This is a genomic window from Sphingobacterium sp. Mn56C, from assembly GCF_049319645.1.
Classification (GTDB): Bacteria; Bacteroidota; Bacteroidia; order Sphingobacteriales; family Sphingobacteriaceae; genus Sphingobacterium.
The window spans coordinates 222,000-238,355 of the sequence record NZ_JBMOUC010000005.1 but is presented as its reverse complement, the minus strand read 5'-3'; the positions used below and the strand labels follow the sequence as shown (position 1 = coordinate 238,355).

Sequence of the window (16,356 nt, the reverse complement as noted above, 5' to 3'; positions counted from 1 at the left end):
GGACCGGTGTTTTAAAGAATGAAAAAGTATTTGTAGATTACATCTTTCAAGAGGGGGATTGTTGATAATAATCGTAACCTAATTGGTGGTAAGCAGATCTTGTATGGAGATAATGCCGCTAAGGGGGGTAGGTGGTTTGTTGAAAACAGGAAATGCTTTAGATAAAGGAGGCTTTACGGCAGTTGGTAGGGCACTGCAAAAACACGGAAGTAGAACTGGGAGCATTTTTCCAAAAGCTACAGGAAATGCAGCAGCGATAAATTCTCAAGGCGAAACGGTCTTAAATGGAATACTAACTAATCCTAATGCAACCAATGCTATAAGGCATCACGCAAGATTTGGGAATGTATTGGAATATAGAATTCCTGGAGGTCAAGGAGCAAGATTTAGTGGTGATGGTAAAACGTTTATTGGATTTTTAGAATAAAAATTATGAGCAAGTTTAATATAGAAATATCAAGTGTTCCTGATAGAGAAAATCTTGTAGCTGAAATTTGGTGCAATGAAATTTTAGTTGCGGAAATCAATCAAGAAACAGAAAAATTAGAAATAGAATTTTATCTAACTGAGAAGATAGTCTTTGAGTTGGATGATTTTTTTGAGACGTTGGAAAGAGCAAAAAGAAAAATAATAAAGGAATAATAGGGCTGCCGCTAAGGGGGGAAAGAGTTTATTAAGCGCAGGAGAATTGGCAAGAATAGAAAATGCTGCAACCCGTATAGGTAAGCCTATAAATGTGGTCGGCAGTAGGGCGAGTGGCACAGCTAAAGCTACTTCGGATTGGGATTATGTGATAGAAGGCTTGACCAATAAGCAGTGGAAGCAGATTAAGAACTCATTGCCAGGAGCGCCATCTAGAATTGATAATTTACCAAGGATGATAGATATCTTCAAGGGTCCTGTCGATCCAACTAAACCATTCATTACAATTTTTCCAAAATAAATATGGTGCTGCAAGATGAAATACTGGTGAATAAGTTTGGTCAGGGTTTGGCTAGCTATGAAGTTTTACTCAATAAATTTCAGGTGTTTGACCTGGTGCATAGGAATAAATTTTTAAATGACCTGCTCTTTTTGGTTTTACAATCAAAACCTACCGATGAAGACATTGGCGATGCGATACGTGAAAGTGGGCTAAAGCCAACATTTACGCCCTGCGTTCTTTTGCTCAAGGGGGTCGCTTATCATAATTTGAAAAAGATAGCAGAGCTACCAGTCGGAGAGCAGGAAAAGGTTATGAAATTGTTTTTAAGCTTATTTAGAGTTTCTTATCAGCGGAGGTTTAAATTAGAAAGGAACGATCCTAATAAATGGTGGTATTGGGATCTGTCTAAAGATGAGAATATCAAAAAAGTTCTAAATCAATTGTCTTAAATAACAAAAGCCCCGATTTTCGGGGCTTTTGCTTTTATAATGTAGCTGCATTTTTAGCAAAGAAATCTTTAATTTTTTTATTGGTTAGCATTTTATCAATCAGGCGGAAAATAGTTTGTCTGTCTTCTTCTTAAAGCTGTTGTATGAGCCTCATTTGCTCAACGGCTGTTTTATCCTCCATAATTACTTCTTTGAGCATCTTGCCGTCATAGTTAATAATCTGGTCGGTGGTTAGGTTAAAGAGCTGCGCCATTTTTTGGAGTTCATCCACGGTCAAACTTCTGGTTCCTTTCTCAATCTTGCTGTAGGCGGACTTATCAACACCGATAGGTAAGCCACCGTAGTATCCAAAATCTTAGCGAGTTTTTTGGCAGCTTCGATAGAAGGTGTCATTTCATCCCTTTCATATTTACCGATAGTGGTATGTGAAGTACCGAAAGCCTTTGCCAAATCTTTTTGGGAAAGGTCTTTTGCTTTTCTGCATTCCGTTAATCTTTTACCGAAACTGTCCATATCTACACCCGATTATGTGTTAATAAACCTGTTTTTTGAAGTATAACATCCAAGAAATTATACTTTTTTTATATAATGTAAGTAAACGTTGGTTAGGTGGTGTGCGTCTTCTTCCTGAACATCTTGGTAAAGTGGGTCTGATGGGTGCTGTTGCAGGTGGTATGCTACAGGGTGGAAGCAACTTGCTTCGCGGACGTAACTTTTGGACTGGTGTTTAAAAAAATGAAAAAGTATTTGTAGATTACATCTTTCAAGAGGGGATTGTTGATAATAATCGTAACCTTATTGGTGGTAAGCAGATCTTGTATGGAGATAATGCCGCTAAGACGAGTACTGCATTAGTAACAAAGTATCCAGCTGTAGCAGAGGTCGCAGGTACGGCGGAACGTACATTCTTAATGCCGGGTCAAGTAATAGATAGATATGGAGCAATGGGAGGCAAATGGTTTTCCACTCCTGGTACTTCGTATGGGGCAAGGTCTATTCCCCCAGGATTATCTCCTTATACACAATTTAAAGTTTTAAAGCCTTTTGAACTTCAAAAATCTTTGGCTTCGCCAGGAATGTTTAGTGGTCAAACAGGTTTTGGTATTCAATTTCAATCACCTGTGGGGGCAGACATACTGATTAGAAGGGGAATTATTACACGATTTTAAGCTATAACTATGACACTACAGGAATTATCTATAAAGTTAAAAGAATTGGGAGTGCCTGAGGATAGGTATTATTTACAGGGTCTTTATGGTTCAACCAGTGATGATGATAAACTTTCCCTAACGATTAGGAAGGGTATTTATTCTGTCGAATATGAAGTCTATTTTAAAGAGTGGGGAGAAAAGCATTCAACAAGGATATTTACCAATGAAGATGAGGCCTGTCAATATTTATATAAACGCCTTAAAGAAAATAAAGAGATAGAAGATAGGTATTCAAAATAACCAAAGCCCCGAGAAATCGGGGCTTTATTGCGTGCTTCCGCTTGAAAAGCAGCTTTCTTTTTTTCCTTTCTTTTGGGAAAATAATATTGAGGTGGTTGCGCAGCAGAATAAACCATATGAAAGACAAATGGTAGCGATTATTTTTTAACTTAGCCGAGTGGTTGGATAAGTTGGTTGGAAACTTGATTTTTTAGGTGTAAGGGAGGTAGTTGCCGCTAAGGGGGGAGGAAATACGTTAAGGCACTATACAACTGAAGCAGGGTATAAAGCAATTATGGAGTCAGGAGAATTATTTGCATCAACAGGAGTTAAGAATGCAAGGCACGGGGCAGGTCAATACTTCACAGATTTAACGAGTGGGTATACTTCGGGGCAAATTTCAAGACGCTTATTTGGTGTGCCGTGGAACTCTAAAAAGCTTACACATTTTATTGATGTAGATATGAGTGGGTTAAATGTAATTAAAAATGCTCCACATAATTTTCTGGTTCCTGGTACTAGTAGCTTGCCTTTAAATGGGCGAATAATTAATCACGGGACTTCGATTTTTAAATAAAGTTTATATGCAGGAATTATTTGTAAAGAAATATTGGGATGAAGAAAATATTTTATTTTATATTCATTTTCTGGATGGAGAAGCAGTTAGGCAAATAGAGGAAACCTCTAAAGGTAGAGTTCTACTGACGTCTGAGAACCCTCATAAAGGAGAATCAATGCTATATGACCAATCTTTGGATGAACTTGAATTAAATGACTCAGACTTTATAACAGAAGATGAATTTAATGAAATTTGGAATCAATAAAAATCAAAATGCTCCGATTTTTCGGGGCATTTTGATTTAAAAATCTTTGTAATTTTCAACAACAAATAAATCAATATTGGGATAGTCTTTGGCTACTATATTAATTAAAGATTTTACATCATTCCAATTTAATCCACCTAATCCAGCCCCAATTTTGGGTAATGCAATTTTGAGAATATTATTTTGTTGTGCATAAGAAAGCATTTTGATTAGAGAGCTTTCTATTGCGTTAATGTCAGCTTTAGTTCTCCAAGTTATTTGAGATCCAAGATTAAATATTGTTCCATTGCCATAATCATAAGTGTATATATCACCTAATGAGAATAGCTCTTCTTTGCATAATCTTTTATATTCAATATACATTTTGGGAAACTTGTTTTTAAATTGTAAGGCAATACCTTTTCCCATTGCACCAGCGCAATTGCATCCGTGGGCATAATTAGAAATGCCTTGTAAATTGAAAATGTTTCCAAACTCAATGTATGTTACCATTTAAAGTACGTTATTTATTAAAGGCTTTTTTCGTTTTATAGTTTTGTATAACGTTATCAATAAGGAAGAACAGGTGCTTTTTGGTATCCTCGTCCAGTTTTTCAATATCCTCGATACGTTTTAGCAGATCCTTGTCCAGGGCGGCCAGCTCTCCTTCACCGATCAGAAAATCCACACTTACATTAAAGACCTTCGCCAGTTTTATCAATACCTCAATGGAAGGCGTATTGGTGTTCCGTTCATAGTTGCCGATAATGGTACGGGACACTCCGGCCTTTTTTGCCAGTTCATCCTGTGAAAGGTTCTGCTGCTTTCTAAGCTGTGTTATACGCTCTCCAATGTTCAACATAATTGCCTAAAGTCAATTGATTTTACTGTAATGATGCAAATTTAGTCAAAATAAGTTGGCAAAAGAAATAGATATTTGTTGTTTAAGTGAAAAGAGATGTGTACATTTTCCAAACAAGTTTGACAAAAAAATATTTTTTTAGGGCAAAGAAAAATAACAAACAGGTCAAGGTACAGGCGAAGTACCGCCCCAGTCAGAGCCGTTGTATGGGAGCAACCGGAAAGAATGTGCCTTGGCTGAACCTTAGCGGGATATGGTTGGAAGAAGCAGGCTTTAATATTGGCGATTTGGTGCGTGTAGTGAGCCGTTCGGGTCTGTTGCTGATAGAACGCATTGAGTTCAGCGAAGAAGAAAAAGAGCAGGAAGCATACAAGGCCGCCCTGCAGGAAGTAAAGCAAACCCTTAAAAAGCTTGCCCAATGAAACAACCGGATACACAAGAGCTCAACAGGCATATCGGGCAACTGTTCAGCGAGAGCCTGAAGGTAAGCAGCCCCGTACAGATGCTGCATACCATACGGGAAAAGATGAACGCCAGAGGCTACCAGTACTTTGATAAGGAAGATATTCTAAACGAGCTCGGCCAGCTTCAACGGATAATGGGAGCGCTGAACAGTGAAATGCTCCACATCTATGAACTGTTAAAGAAGTAAATCGAATGGAGATAAAAGAGATTAAAGCACAGTTGAGCATACTAACGGTATTGGAGCATTACGGTATCAGGATAAACCGTAACAAAATGGTATGCTGTCCTTTCCACGATGATAAGAACCCGAGTATGCAGGTGTACCCGGACACGAACACTGTTTTTTGCTTTAGCGGTAACTGTTCCAGGAATGGCAAGCCAATAGACACGATACAGTTCATACAGGACAAAGAAAACATTACCAAACACGAAGCCATACTAAAAGCCAAAAGCCTGATAGGAATACTAACACAGCAAGCAGCACCCAAGCCCATCATACAACCCGAAAACCTGAATGAAATCTTTGCCAAATTAAAGCAGAGCTTTTACAGCAGCAGTAAATCAAGAGCCTACGCAGAGAGCCGAAATATTTACACCGCCAGATTAGAAGCGGGCTATAACAACGCCACACATTACAGCAAGCTGAAAAACTGCATCGTCTTTCCACTCAAAGACAAGCAAAACAACATCGTCAGTTTTTACGGCAGGAACATAGAGAGCAAGGGCAAGGACGACAGGCATTTTTATACAGCCAACAGGAAAGGACTTTATCCGAACTATCCGACATCAGAAACGGAAACTTTAATCCTAACCGAAAGCATTATAGACGCAGCCACGATACAGCTTTACACCACTTACAAAGCATTGTCATTGTTCGGAACAAACGTACTGAACGAAGAACACAAAGAAGCGTTGCAGGGCTTACCGAACCTGAAAGAAATCATTATGTTTTTGAATGGCGATGAAGCGGGCAGGGAATGGACAGCAAAGCACAGCGAAACCTTACACGAGCTTTTACCCAACGTAATTATATCAACCGTTACAACGCCAGACGATGAAGATATAAACTCACTCATACAAGGACACGAAGCGGAAATATTACAGCACCTGATCAATGAAAGAACAATCCTTTTTTCTTCAAATGGCGGTGAGCCACCGCAGGCAATTATTTTTTCAAATGAAGAAAAAAAGCAAGAGCCTGAAACCTCAATCATACCAACGATTACAACGGTTGGCAAACTCAATACTTCCAATCCTGATTACCTGTCATTCGTTTACGAGAACCTACTTTTTAGCATTGTTGGCGGCATTGCCTTGTATCCTTTGGATAAGCTGAAAATCACGCTAAAAATACAGGTCGCCAAAAGCCAAAACCCATTGCACACGATACGCCAGAGCAACCTTGATTTATACAGCGAAGAACAGGCGGAAAAATTTATCCGCAGGGCATCGGAAAAATTAGAAACAGGCAGCAAACAAATAAGCTACGCCATTGCGGAACTGATAACGCTTTTGGAAGATTACAGAAATGCCAGGATAGTAGAACAGAAACCCAAAGCGGAAAAGCCCAAGGTATTAACCGAGTTCAGAAAACAGGAATTACAAAAGCTGTTACAAAACAAGAACCTTTACAAGAAGCTGAACGAATTAATAGGCAAAACAGGCGTAATAGGCGAAGCAAAGAACAGGCTCATCATGTGGACGGTGTTCACATCAAGGCTAACCGACCATCCTTTACACATTATATGCTTGGGAGCAAGCGGAACAGGCAAGACGTATTTACAGGAAAAAATATCGGAACTGATACCCAAGCAGCACAAAGTAAGTTTTACCGCCAGCACCGAAAACGCATTGTACTACGTTGGCAAAACCGACCTTAAAAACAAACTGATACTTATTGAAGATATGGACGGAGCAAACAGCGTACTGTATGTATTGCGTGAGCTGCAAAGCAAAGGTTATGTAAGCAAAATCGTACCGATGAAAGACAGCAAAGGCAATATGAAAACGATACTCTTAGAAGTGGAAGGACCTATTTGCTTAAGCGGCACGACCACCAAAGAACGCATCTATGAAGATAACGCCAACCGTTGTTTACTGATATACTTGGACAACAGCGATACACAACAACAAAGCATAATGCAATATCAAAGGTTATTGAGTGCAGGAAAAATCAACAAAGCGGAAGAAGAAAGCACAAAGGAACTGTTACAGGACTTGCAGTTAATGCTTAGAAAAATCAACGTGGTCAATCCCTTTGCCGATAAGCTGATAATCCCCGAAAGTGTATTTAAACCGCTTAGAACGAATGCCCATTACCTGCAATTTATAGAAGCGATAACCTTTGTACACCAATACCAAAGGGAAGTAAAGAAAGACGAGCAAGGCAACCCATTTATAGAAACCACATTGGAAGATATAGCCTTAGCCAATGAATTACTGAAGGAGGTTTTATTGGCAAAGAGTGATGAGCTGACAAAGGCTTGCAGGGACTTTTTGGAAACGCTGAAAGCCTTACTGCAAAAGGAAAAGAAGCACAGCTTTTACCGAAGTGATATAAGGCAATGGCTACGGATAAACCCCGATAATCTACGTTATTACTTATCCCAACTCAACAAATACGGCTACATCAGGATAGTAGGCGGTAACAAATACAAAACAGGCTTTGAGTATGAAATTACCCACAGGGAAGAATACACCAAATTAAGCAATAGCGTACAAACGGCATTGGACAAGGCTTTGGAGCAGTTGCGAATGTTGCGAACAGTTGCGAATGAAGCGGGTTAGCAACTCAAATCATTGATAATAAGAATGTTTAATCCAGTTGCGAATAAAAATAAAAATGGAAGTAAGCGGACAACATATTTTAACCCCGACCCCTTATAAAACCTATCAAAGCGAGTTTGTAAAATGGCTGCAAAGGTTGGGTTATGCAATGACCACGATAGCAGGCTACGAAAGGCAGTTGCAGACGTTTTTTGAGTGGTTAAATGCAAATCATATCCACGAACTAAGCGAAGTCAATACAACGACATTGGAAGCCTATAATCAATACTTGCATCAAAGGAAGAACCGGCAAAAGGCAGGCGGTTTAAGCAGTTGCTACATACAAAGCCATATCAATGTAATCAGGCTTTTAAGCCAATACTTAGAGCTGACAGGCGAGCAGAAACTATTTACGGGCAATATCTATGCAGAACCGGGAGCAACGACAGAAAGAAACATCTTGACACAAAGCGAAATAAAGCAGCTTTACAACGCCACCGATGAAACACCCAACGGACTAAGGGATAAAGCAATATTAAGCCTGTATTACGGTTGCGGCTTGCGTTACAGCGAAGGGATAAGAGTAGAGAAAAAACACATTGATTACAATAAGCAATTACTGTATGTAGTACCGAGCAAGAATTACCAAAGCCGATTTATACCGATAAACGAAAGGATAATAAAAGACTTACAGGATTATGAAGTGTACGGCAAACCCTATTTTGAAAAGCCTTACAGCCGATATTTTTTGCTGAACCTGAAAGGCAATCCACCGAGCAGCGATTTATTGGGAAAACGTTTAAAATACTTGCTGAACAAAGCAGCGATACAGAAACACATCTGTTTACACGGCTTACGGCACAGCATAGCGACACACCTTTTACAGCAGGGAATGCCGTTGGAGCAAATCAGCAAATTTTTAGGGCATCGCAGCTTAGACAGCACACAGATTTATACAAGAATATTGGAAGAGCTGAACCCATAAAACTTTTTTCTTCAAATGAAAAATCATCTGAATAATGAACGACTTTACAACATACCTGATCAAAAACCGCTTTGTAGAAAAAACAAGGCAAAGAATGTTGTACTGTACGAACCATTATTTACAATGGCTTGCGGAAAAAAACATTACCATACAGGAAGCAGCTTACAAAGACCTGTTGAACTACATCGGGCATTTACAGGAAAGCAAAAGCAAGCAGGTAACAAACGAACATCTAAGAGCCGTCAGCCATTACAACAGGTTTATGCAAATCCCCGACATTGCGTACCAGGTCAGAGTAAGGGGTATAGAAAAGCAGCAGAATGTAATGTTCAGTGAAGAAGAACTAAGCCGTATTTACGACAGCTACGAACCCAAAGCAAAGAAAGGCTTTTGGCGGTACAGCGATAAAATATTATTGGGCTTTACGATTTATCAGGCATTGGACGAAAGAGATATTGAACGCATAGAGTTGGAACATTTACAGCTTGAAAAAGGCGAAATCTATATCCCTTCAGGGCAAAGACGGAAACAGTCCAGAACCTTGAAATTAGAAGCACATCAAATCTTACAGTTACATCACTACATCGAAAACCACAGGGACAAAACAACGGAAAAACTAATCAGTCCGCAGGCTGCCAAGTTCGATAATCTTCACGACCAAATCACGAACCTGAACCGACAAATAAGGCAGTTGGGAACGGAAACAGGTTACAACATCGTAAAGCTGAACCAACTCAGGCAATCGAGAATAACGCTTTGGATAAAGCAGTACGGACTACGCAAAACGCAATACTTAGCGGGCTTTAAAAGAGTAGAAAATGTAGAACGGTACAGGCAGCAGGACAGCGAAGACCTGAAACAATATGTATTGCAGTTCCATCCGTTGCAATAGGAAAGCCACCGCACCAATCCACGCCCATTGCCCACGCTTCGGCACTCCGCTGAACTGCGTGCCCCCAAACGCAGGAAAAGCGGTGTTCCTCCTTCTGTCGTCAGCAAAGCAGGCCGCCAAGCCGTCAAGGCATCCCGATTATGGAATGTTTGTTTTTCAGCGGTATATCGGGAAGCCTTGACGCCCTTCGGGTCTCCGCTAAAGCTCCGAGCTTGTCATCCTGCTTGCGGTTCCTCTGTCAGTCGTCACGGCAGGCTGCTTTGTCCGCTTTTGCCGCTTTACTTTGTTACGTTCGTTCCTCACTCACTTCGTTCAGCCGCAACACGTCCACCGCCTGCCCTAATTTTGCTCGCCTGCGGGTCGCATCGGGCTTCGGCTTGACCTTGTTTGTGTTGCCGCCGCTCCGCTCCGGCGAAGAATAAGGAAAGCCTTGTGTAGTTCAGTTCCACTCCGGGTTTTTGTTTGTAATGAAAATTACAAAAACCCTGCGTTCCACTTCCTACAGAGCTGCAAGCCGCCTTGTCAGGCTCTCCCTTGCAGCCCCCTTGCTCCACTCGCAGTGCGGCTCGCAGGCCTTCGTTCGTTCCTCTCTCCGGCCGGCTTGTCCGTCAGCCATTACGCTACGCTCCACAGCTTCCGTCCAGCCGTTTAGCTCAAGGCTGTTTTTCCTTGCGTTTGGGGGCAACTGCCGCCCTTCGGTTGGCTGCTCATTTTTTATATTGCCTTGTCCGCTCCGCTACCAAGCCAACATAAAAAATCGAGCCTTGTTTTTTCTTCACCTGAAAAATCAGTTGAAAGAAAAAGCCAATCCGATTATTAATAGTAAATTAGCAGCGTGAAAAAGTGGCTGTACCTCATATCGTTGATGCTGTTTTTTGTGGCGAATACAAATGCTGCGAACAGTGATTTTTTTGGTGCAAGGGAAGTAGTTGCCGCTAAGACGAGTACTTCGTTAGGGGCAGGTCGTACAGGCGTTAAACAATGGCTTCAAAATGCAGGTAATTTAGAAAGGGGTCAGCTAATTAAGGATATAGAGGGTGCAGGATTTAAGAAAGTGTTTGACGGAAAGGGAATGATGCACTTTGAACGTGGTGGTATGAAAATTAGATTAGACCCGCCACAACCAGGAACGCCATTTAATCATATGCACTTAAATTACGGAGGAAACAAAAGTGCCTATGATATTTTTCTAAATCCAGTGAACTATAAGAGCCCCGCAGCTCATATTCCAATCAGATAAACGAGTATTAATATGGAAAAGAAATTAGAATATTCGTTTGATGATGAAGTAGCAAATAAATTTTGCTATGATATGGATAACGATAAAATTGAAATCCATTTTGGAGGATATTATGATACTTTAAGCAGTCAGTATATTGATAAGCCTTGTATATGGACTATTGAGAATTGGACTGATGCAAAAAGCAAACTCAGCTCAGAGAGTGCTTATACTGATTTAGAAAAACATTTAGGTATAATAAGTATGGTTCTATCATCAGAAATAAATGATACCAATTTAGAGCTAACTGTCAATACAACTGATAATCGTTATATTGATTTGCTGTTTGATAATCCTCAATTGAAATTAAAGTAAAATCAAAAGCCCAGATTTTCGGGGCTTTTGTCTATTTTACATCAGTAAGGACGTTTGAGAGAGCGTCCTTTAATTTTTTCTTACCTGCAAAGGCATCTACAATAGAGAATACAGTTTTCTTTTCTTCATCGCTAAGGGCTTCAATGGCTCTTACCTTTTCCATCAGCGAGCCGTCATAAGAATTTATATCAGTATTTACATCTTCATCGGTAAAGAAATCCGATAAGGTAACACCCAGAGCTTTGGCGATTTTTTCCAGAGTGCTTAAAGACGGTTCTGTTTTACCGTTTTCAATACGGCTGTACATAGCAGCCCCCATATCAACGGCAGAAATCACTTCTTTGGCAGTCATTCCTTTGGCTTCCCTGATTTGTTTTATCTTTTTAGCTATGTCCATACCGAAATAATGATTATTTGAGCAACAAAGTTACAAAATAGTGCTTGTTTGAGCAATATTAAAACACGATTGGTTAAATTGTGTTGCTTAATAAGGCAATTATGTTTGTCTTTGCCTTGTTGCTTAAATAGTCAAAAAATAATTTAGCGTATGGAAATAGCGGAAATCAAAGCACAGTTGAGCATACTAAGCGTATTGCAGCACTACGGATTACAGCCGAACAGGAATAAAATGATATGCTGTCCCTTCCACGATGATAAAAATCCGAGTATGCAGGTGTATGCGGAGACGAACACGGTATTTTGCTTTAGCGGTAACTGCTCAAAGAATGGCAAGGCAATAGATGCGATACAGTTCATCCAGGACAAAGATAACTGCACCAAACACGAAGCAATCAAAAAAGCGGAAAACCTTATCGGCAATGGCAAACAGCCAGTAATACAAAAACCAATTATCCAACCCGAAAACCTGACAGAAATCTTTGCCAAAATAAAGCAGAGCTTTTACAGCAGCAGCAAAGCGAGAGCCTACGCAGAGAGTAGAAACATTTACAATGCCAAATTAGAAGTTGGTTACAATAACGGCACATATTACAGCAAGCTGAAAAACTGTATTGTCTTTCCACTCAAAGACAAGCAAAATAACATCGTTAGTTTTTACGGTAGAAATATTGAAAGCAAAGGAAAAGACGACAGGCATTTTTATACGGCACACAGAAAAGGACTTTATCCAAACTATCCGACAGCAGCAACGGAAACCATCATCATCACCGAAAGTATTATAGACGCAGCAACCTTGCAGCTTTACACTACTTACAAAACGTTGTCATTGTATGGAACGAATGTTTTGAACGATGAACACAAGGAAGCGTTGCAGAGCTTACCGAAGCTGAAAGAAATCATTATGTTCCTCAATGGCGATGCAGCAGGGCGGGAATGGACACAAAAACACAGCGAAACCTTACACGAGCTTTTACCCAACGTAATTATATCAGCAGTTGCAACGCCTGATGAAGAAGATATAAACAGCCTGATACAAGGACACGAAGCGGAAATCTTACAGCACCTAATCAATGAAAGACAGATACTTTTTTCTTCAAATGACAGTGAGCCACCGCAGGCAATTATTTTTTCAAATGAAGAAAAAAACGAACAGCCACCAAGCATTACAACAATCGGGAGGCTGAACACGAGCAATGCCGACTACATCAGCTTTGTGTATGAAAACCTGTTGTTCTCCATTGTTGGCGGTATTGCCTTGTATCCATTGGATAAGCTAAAGATTACATTGAAAATACAGGTAGCCAAGAGCCTGAACCCATTGCATACGATACGGCAGAGCAACCTTGATTTATACAGCGAAGAGCAGGCGGAAAAATTTATCCGCAGGGCAAGCGAGAAACTGGAAACCGGGAGCAAACAAATAAGCTACGCCATAGCGGAACTGATAACGTTATTGGAAGATTACCGCAATGCGAAGATAGAAGAACAGAAACCCAAAGCGGAAAAGCCCAAAGTATTAACGGAGTTTAGAAAACGAGAACTAACCAAGCTGTTACAAAGCAAAATCCTGTACAAAAAAATCGATGAATTAATCGGTAAAACAGGTGTAATAGGAGAAGAAACGAACAGGCTTATAATGTGGACGGTGTTCACATCAAGGCTAACCAACAACCCTTTACACATTATTTGTTTGGGAGCAAGTGGTACAGGTAAAACCTATTTACAAGAAAGAATATCAGAACTCATACCCAAGACAGCACAATTAAGTTTTACTGCCAGCACAGAGAACGCCTTGTATTACGTTGGCAAGACCGATTTAAAAAACAAGCTCATTCTTATTGAAGATATGGACGGAGCTAACAGCGTTTTGTATGTATTGCGTGAGCTTCAAAGCAAAGGCTATGTAAGCAAAATCGTACCGATGAAGGATAGCAAGGGCAATATGACAACAATACTCTTAGAAGTGGAAGGCCCTATTTGTTTAAGCGGAACAACCACCAAAGAACGCATTTACGAAGATAACGCCAACCGTTGTTTACTGATATACTTGGACAACAGCGACGCCCAACAACAAAGCATAATGCAGTACCAAAGGTTATTGAGTGCGGGCAAAATCAACAAAGCCGAAGAAGAAAGCACCAAGGAACTGTTACAGGACTTGCAGTTGATGTTCCGGAAAATCAATGTGGTCAACCCTTATGCCGATAAACTGATAATACCGGAAAGCGTGTTCAAGCCGTTACGCACCAATGCCCATTATTTACAGTTCATAGAAGCGATAACCTTTGTACACCAATACCAAAGGGAAATCAAAAAAGACCACAACGGCAACCCGTTTATAGAAACCACATTGGAAGATATTATTTTAGCCAATGCGCTTTTAAACGATGTACTGCTTGCCAAATCCGATGAACTGACAAAGGCTTGCCGTGACTTTCTGGAAACGCTGAAAGCATTGCTGCAAAAGGAAAAGAAGCACAGCTTTTATCGAAGCGAGATAAGAGAGCAACTAAAAATCAATCCGCACAACCTGAACCATTACCTGAAAACCCTGCACTTCTACGGCTATGTAAAAAGCATTGGCGGTAACAAATACAAAGGCGGCTATGAATACGAGATTACCAAAAAAGAAGAATACAACGACCTTAAAAACAGCATAGAAACCGCATTGGACAAGGCTTTACAAAACATCAAAGCAAAAGAGGCAGTAAGTAATGTGAGTAACAGTAAGTAATCAACCCAATTACTCACTCAACAAGCTGTAAATAAAGTAATAAGGCTCAGTAAGTAATAAGAAATAAAATGGAAGTAAGCGGACAATATATTTTAACCCCGACCCCATACAGCACCTACCAAACCGAATTTACCAAATGGCTGCAAAGGTTGGGCTATGCAATGACCACGATAGAAAGTTATGAAAGGCAGCTACAGGCATTTTTTGAGTGGTTGATACAACACCATATCCACGAGTTAAACGAAGTAATACCAACGGTATTGGAAGCCTATAACGAGTTTTTGCACCAACGGAAGAACAGGCAGAAAGCAGGCGGTCTAAGCAGTTGTTACATCCAAAGCCATATCAATGTCATCAGGCTTTTAAGCAAATACTTAGAGCTGACAGGCGGGCAGAAAATATTTACCGGAAACATCATTGTAGAACCCGGAGCAACGACTGAAAGAAACATCCTGACACAAATCGAAATCAAAGCCCTTTACAACGCCACCGATGAAACACCCAACGGACTAAGGGATAAAGCAATATTAAGCCTGTATTACGGTTGTGGCTTGCGTTACAGCGAAGGGATAAGAGTAGAGAAAAAGCACATTGATTACCACAAGCAACTTTTATACGTTGTACCGGGCAAGAACTACCAGAGCCGTTTTATACCGATAAACGAATGTATCATAAGAGATTTACAGGACTATGAAACTTACGGCAGACCCTACTTTACCAAAGATTACAGCACTGCATTTTTACTGAACCTGAAAGGCAACCAACCGGGCAGCGATTTATTGGGAAAGCGTTTAAAATACCTGCTGAACAAAGCAGGCATACAAAAGGAAGTTTGTTTACACGGTCTGCGGCACAGCATAGCAACGCATCTTTTGCAACAGGGAATGCCGTTGGAACAAATCAGTAAGTTTTTAGGACACAAAAGTTTAGACAGCACACAAATCTATACACGGATAGTTGAAGAGCTGAACCAATAACTTCTTCACTTGAATTAAGCGAAGCAAATCACGAACACCAATAAAAATCAAAATCCAGTGAGTAAAATATGGAAAAAGCATTTACGGCATACTTAATCAAAAACGGCTTTGTAGCAAAGACAAGGCAGCGGATGTTGTATTGTTCAAACCATTATCAAACGTGGCTTACAGAAAGAAATATCAGCATAAAAGAAGCTGTTTACAAAGACCTGTTGAATTACATCGGCGACCTGCAAAAAGGGAAATCAAAACAAGTTACCAATGAACATCTACGAGCCGTCAGCCATTACAACAGGTTTATGCAAATCCCCGACATTGCCTATCAGGTAAGGATAAGGGGTATAGAAAAGCAGCAGTATGTTTTGTTCAGCGAAGAAGAACTGGGCCATATTTACGACAGCTACGAACCCAAGGCAAAGAAAGGCTTTTGGCGGCACAGCGATAGAATATTGTTGGGCCTTACCATTTGCCAGGCATTGGACGAAAGGGATATAGAACGGTTGGAAATCGGCCACCTGAACCTGCAGACCGGAAAACTGGAAGTTCCCGGAGGCAACCGCAGAAAAGAAGCAAGAACCTTGCTTTTAGAAGCCCATCAAATCTTACAGCTTCATCACTACATCGAAAACCACAGGGATAAAAGCACCGAAAAATTAATCAGTCCACAGGCCAACAACTTTACCAATCTTCATTGTCAGTTCAAAGCCTTAAACGACCAAATCAGGGCATTGGGAACAGAAACGGGTTACAACATCGTACGCCTGAACCAACTAAGACAATCGAGGATAACCCTTTGGATAAAACAATACGGACTACGGAAAACACAATATTACGCAGGTTTTAAACGGGTGGAGAACGTGGAGCGGTACAGGCAACAGGACAGCGAAGACCTTCGGCAATACGTGTTGCAGTTCCATCCGTTGCAATGAAGTTCTTTTCTTCAAATGAAAGAAAAAGGAAGCGGTAAAAACAAAAGTTCCCTTTGCCTGTGATGAAATAAAGTCCCATCCGCCACCGCACAGGAACGGCTTGGTCAGTGTCCGCCGCACAAAATCCAACGCTTCCACTGCCCCTG

The 16,356-nt window shown here is 40.5% G+C and carries 23 protein-coding genes and 1 pseudogene; 19 read left to right on the top strand and 5 right to left on the bottom strand.

Features of this window, described 5'->3' with window-relative positions; translation table 11 throughout:
* Positions 1–103 precede the first annotated feature (103 nt).
* Genes ACL9RF_RS13935 through ACL9RF_RS13920 form a run of 4 tightly spaced genes read left to right on the top strand, consistent with a single transcriptional unit; the run spans position 104 to position 1,374 of the window.
* On the top strand, positions 104–427 hold the full coding sequence (locus tag ACL9RF_RS13935) for a hypothetical protein (RefSeq protein ID WP_422801243.1): 324 nt from the start codon (positions 104–106) through the stop codon (positions 425–427).
* 5 nt (positions 428–432) lie between these two features.
* Complete coding sequence (locus tag ACL9RF_RS13930; protein ID WP_422801242.1) at positions 433–642, top strand: hypothetical protein; 210 nt, start codon at positions 433–435, stop codon at positions 640–642.
* 46 nt (positions 643–688) lie between these two features.
* Positions 689–943 (top strand): hypothetical protein, encoded by a 255-nt coding sequence (locus tag ACL9RF_RS13925; protein WP_422801241.1) that lies wholly within the window; start codon positions 689–691, stop codon positions 941–943.
* Positions 944–945: 2 nt separating this feature from the next.
* Positions 946–1,374, top strand: coding sequence for a DUF5958 family protein (locus tag ACL9RF_RS13920; protein WP_422801240.1), 429 nt, complete (start codon positions 946–948; stop codon positions 1,372–1,374).
* Between the two features lie 130 nt (positions 1,375–1,504).
* Here ACL9RF_RS13920 and ACL9RF_RS13915 read toward each other — a convergent pair whose 3' ends face one another.
* Together ACL9RF_RS13915 and ACL9RF_RS13910 are read right to left on the bottom strand one after the other, a co-directional pair.
* Positions 1,505–1,651, bottom strand: a complete 147-nt coding sequence (locus ACL9RF_RS13915) for a hypothetical protein (RefSeq protein ID WP_422801239.1) — start codon at positions 1,649–1,651, stop codon at positions 1,505–1,507.
* Complete coding sequence (locus ACL9RF_RS13910; RefSeq protein ID WP_422801238.1) at positions 1,648–1,887, bottom strand: helix-turn-helix domain-containing protein; 240 nt, start codon at positions 1,885–1,887, stop codon at positions 1,648–1,650. The genes ACL9RF_RS13915 and ACL9RF_RS13910 overlap by 4 nt, the downstream gene beginning before the upstream one ends.
* A 35-nt stretch (positions 1,888–1,922) precedes the next feature.
* On the opposite strand from ACL9RF_RS13910, the gene ACL9RF_RS13905 reads away from it, so the two are divergent.
* The 5 genes and pseudogenes from ACL9RF_RS13905 (at position 1,923) to ACL9RF_RS13885 (ending at position 3,628) form a co-directional block, all read left to right on the top strand.
* Complete coding sequence (locus tag ACL9RF_RS13905; RefSeq protein ID WP_422801237.1) at positions 1,923–2,105, top strand: hypothetical protein; 183 nt, start codon at positions 1,923–1,925, stop codon at positions 2,103–2,105.
* Positions 2,106–2,189: 84 nt separating this feature from the next.
* Positions 2,190–2,543, top strand: a complete 354-nt coding sequence (locus tag ACL9RF_RS13900; protein WP_422801236.1) for a TNT domain-containing protein — start codon at positions 2,190–2,192, stop codon at positions 2,541–2,543.
* Between the two features lie 9 nt (positions 2,544–2,552).
* Positions 2,553–2,825 carry a hypothetical protein gene (locus ACL9RF_RS13895; protein WP_422801235.1) on the top strand — a complete coding sequence of 91 codons (273 nt, stop codon included), beginning with the start codon at positions 2,553–2,555 and terminating at the stop codon, positions 2,823–2,825.
* Between the two features lie 247 nt (positions 2,826–3,072).
* Positions 3,073–3,381: pseudogene (locus ACL9RF_RS13890) on the top strand (HYD1 signature containing ADP-ribosyltransferase family protein); the annotation flags it as partial.
* Positions 3,382–3,388: 7 nt separating this feature from the next.
* Positions 3,389–3,628, top strand: a complete 240-nt coding sequence (locus tag ACL9RF_RS13885; RefSeq protein WP_422801234.1) for a hypothetical protein — start codon at positions 3,389–3,391, stop codon at positions 3,626–3,628.
* A gap of 36 nt (positions 3,629–3,664) precedes the next feature.
* Here ACL9RF_RS13885 and ACL9RF_RS13880 read toward each other — a convergent pair whose 3' ends face one another.
* A complete protein-coding gene (locus ACL9RF_RS13880) occupies positions 3,665–4,120 on the bottom strand; it encodes a macro domain-containing protein (protein WP_422801233.1) in 456 nt (151 codons plus the stop codon).
* Positions 4,121–4,130: 10 nt separating this feature from the next.
* The gene (locus tag ACL9RF_RS13875) at positions 4,131–4,469 is read right to left on the bottom strand and encodes a helix-turn-helix domain-containing protein (protein WP_422801232.1); all 339 of its coding nucleotides are present in this window, start codon (positions 4,467–4,469) and stop codon (positions 4,131–4,133) included.
* Between the two features lie 119 nt (positions 4,470–4,588).
* Here ACL9RF_RS13875 and ACL9RF_RS13870 point away from each other — a divergent pair, with 119 nt between their 5' ends.
* The 7 genes from ACL9RF_RS13870 (at position 4,589) to ACL9RF_RS13840 (ending at position 11,171) form a co-directional block, all read left to right on the top strand.
* Positions 4,589–4,891 (top strand): SymE family type I addiction module toxin, encoded by a 303-nt coding sequence (locus ACL9RF_RS13870; protein WP_422801231.1) that lies wholly within the window; start codon positions 4,589–4,591, stop codon positions 4,889–4,891.
* Positions 4,888–5,121 (top strand): hypothetical protein, encoded by a 234-nt coding sequence (locus tag ACL9RF_RS13865; RefSeq protein WP_422801230.1) that lies wholly within the window; start codon positions 4,888–4,890, stop codon positions 5,119–5,121. The genes ACL9RF_RS13870 and ACL9RF_RS13865 overlap by 4 nt, the downstream gene beginning before the upstream one ends.
* Before the next feature lie 5 nt (positions 5,122–5,126).
* The gene (locus ACL9RF_RS13860; RefSeq protein WP_422801229.1) at positions 5,127–7,721 is read left to right on the top strand and encodes a CHC2 zinc finger domain-containing protein; all 2,595 of its coding nucleotides are present in this window, start codon (positions 5,127–5,129) and stop codon (positions 7,719–7,721) included.
* A 55-nt stretch (positions 7,722–7,776) separates the two neighbouring features.
* Positions 7,777–8,685, top strand: coding sequence for a tyrosine-type recombinase/integrase (locus ACL9RF_RS13855; protein WP_422801228.1), 909 nt, complete (start codon positions 7,777–7,779; stop codon positions 8,683–8,685).
* 34 nt (positions 8,686–8,719) lie between these two features.
* Positions 8,720–9,577: a tyrosine-type recombinase/integrase gene (locus ACL9RF_RS13850; protein WP_422801227.1), complete on the top strand. Its 858-nt coding sequence runs from the start codon at positions 8,720–8,722 to the stop codon at positions 9,575–9,577.
* A gap of 835 nt (positions 9,578–10,412) precedes the next feature.
* Positions 10,413–10,817: a hypothetical protein gene (locus ACL9RF_RS13845; protein ID WP_422801226.1), complete on the top strand. Its 405-nt coding sequence runs from the start codon at positions 10,413–10,415 to the stop codon at positions 10,815–10,817.
* A gap of 12 nt (positions 10,818–10,829) precedes the next feature.
* On the top strand, positions 10,830–11,171 hold the full coding sequence (locus tag ACL9RF_RS13840; RefSeq protein WP_422801225.1) for a hypothetical protein: 342 nt from the start codon (positions 10,830–10,832) through the stop codon (positions 11,169–11,171).
* 31 nt (positions 11,172–11,202) lie between these two features.
* Here the strand turns inward: ACL9RF_RS13840 and ACL9RF_RS13835 are convergent, their stop codons facing one another.
* Complete coding sequence (locus ACL9RF_RS13835) at positions 11,203–11,568, bottom strand: helix-turn-helix domain-containing protein (RefSeq protein ID WP_422801224.1); 366 nt, start codon at positions 11,566–11,568, stop codon at positions 11,203–11,205.
* A gap of 150 nt (positions 11,569–11,718) precedes the next feature.
* Here ACL9RF_RS13835 and ACL9RF_RS13830 point away from each other — a divergent pair, with 150 nt between their 5' ends.
* The 3 genes from ACL9RF_RS13830 to ACL9RF_RS13820 all read left to right on the top strand — a co-directional run bounded on the left by ACL9RF_RS13830 (position 11,719) and on the right by ACL9RF_RS13820 (position 16,210).
* Complete coding sequence (locus tag ACL9RF_RS13830; protein WP_422801223.1) at positions 11,719–14,304, top strand: CHC2 zinc finger domain-containing protein; 2,586 nt, start codon at positions 11,719–11,721, stop codon at positions 14,302–14,304.
* Between the two features lie 68 nt (positions 14,305–14,372).
* Entirely contained in the window at positions 14,373–15,281 is a 909-nt protein-coding gene (locus tag ACL9RF_RS13825; RefSeq protein WP_422801222.1) for a tyrosine-type recombinase/integrase, read from the top strand.
* Between the two features lie 68 nt (positions 15,282–15,349).
* Positions 15,350–16,210: a hypothetical protein gene (locus ACL9RF_RS13820; protein ID WP_422801221.1), complete on the top strand. Its 861-nt coding sequence runs from the start codon at positions 15,350–15,352 to the stop codon at positions 16,208–16,210.
* Positions 16,211–16,356 lie beyond the last annotated feature (146 nt).

Coding starts and splice junctions, on each gene's coding strand:
- ACL9RF_RS13840 (WP_422801225.1), top strand. CDS start 10,830: ATGGAAAAGAAATTAGAATATTCGTTTGATGATGAAGTAGCAAATAAA.
- ACL9RF_RS13820 (WP_422801221.1), top strand. CDS start 15,350: ATGGAAAAAGCATTTACGGCATACTTAATCAAAAACGGCTTTGTAGCA.
- ACL9RF_RS13875 (WP_422801232.1), bottom strand. CDS start 4,469: ATGTTGAACATTGGAGAGCGTATAACACAGCTTAGAAAGCAGCAGAAC.
- ACL9RF_RS13880 (WP_422801233.1), bottom strand. CDS start 4,120: ATGGTAACATACATTGAGTTTGGAAACATTTTCAATTTACAAGGCATT.
- ACL9RF_RS13860 (WP_422801229.1), top strand. CDS start 5,127: ATGGAGATAAAAGAGATTAAAGCACAGTTGAGCATACTAACGGTATTG.
- ACL9RF_RS13935 (WP_422801243.1), top strand. CDS start 104: ATGGAGATAATGCCGCTAAGGGGGGTAGGTGGTTTGTTGAAAACAGGA.
- ACL9RF_RS13920 (WP_422801240.1), top strand. CDS start 946: ATGGTGCTGCAAGATGAAATACTGGTGAATAAGTTTGGTCAGGGTTTG.
- ACL9RF_RS13850 (WP_422801227.1), top strand. CDS start 8,720: ATGAACGACTTTACAACATACCTGATCAAAAACCGCTTTGTAGAAAAA.
- ACL9RF_RS13830 (WP_422801223.1), top strand. CDS start 11,719: ATGGAAATAGCGGAAATCAAAGCACAGTTGAGCATACTAAGCGTATTG.
- ACL9RF_RS13930 (WP_422801242.1), top strand. CDS start 433: ATGAGCAAGTTTAATATAGAAATATCAAGTGTTCCTGATAGAGAAAAT.
- ACL9RF_RS13835 (WP_422801224.1), bottom strand. CDS start 11,568: ATGGACATAGCTAAAAAGATAAAACAAATCAGGGAAGCCAAAGGAATG.
- ACL9RF_RS13865 (WP_422801230.1), top strand. CDS start 4,888: ATGAAACAACCGGATACACAAGAGCTCAACAGGCATATCGGGCAACTG.
- ACL9RF_RS13895 (WP_422801235.1), top strand. CDS start 2,553: ATGACACTACAGGAATTATCTATAAAGTTAAAAGAATTGGGAGTGCCT.
- ACL9RF_RS13855 (WP_422801228.1), top strand. CDS start 7,777: ATGGAAGTAAGCGGACAACATATTTTAACCCCGACCCCTTATAAAACC.
- ACL9RF_RS13910 (WP_422801238.1), bottom strand. CDS start 1,887: ATGGACAGTTTCGGTAAAAGATTAACGGAATGCAGAAAAGCAAAAGAC.
- ACL9RF_RS13885 (WP_422801234.1), top strand. CDS start 3,389: ATGCAGGAATTATTTGTAAAGAAATATTGGGATGAAGAAAATATTTTA.
- ACL9RF_RS13825 (WP_422801222.1), top strand. CDS start 14,373: ATGGAAGTAAGCGGACAATATATTTTAACCCCGACCCCATACAGCACC.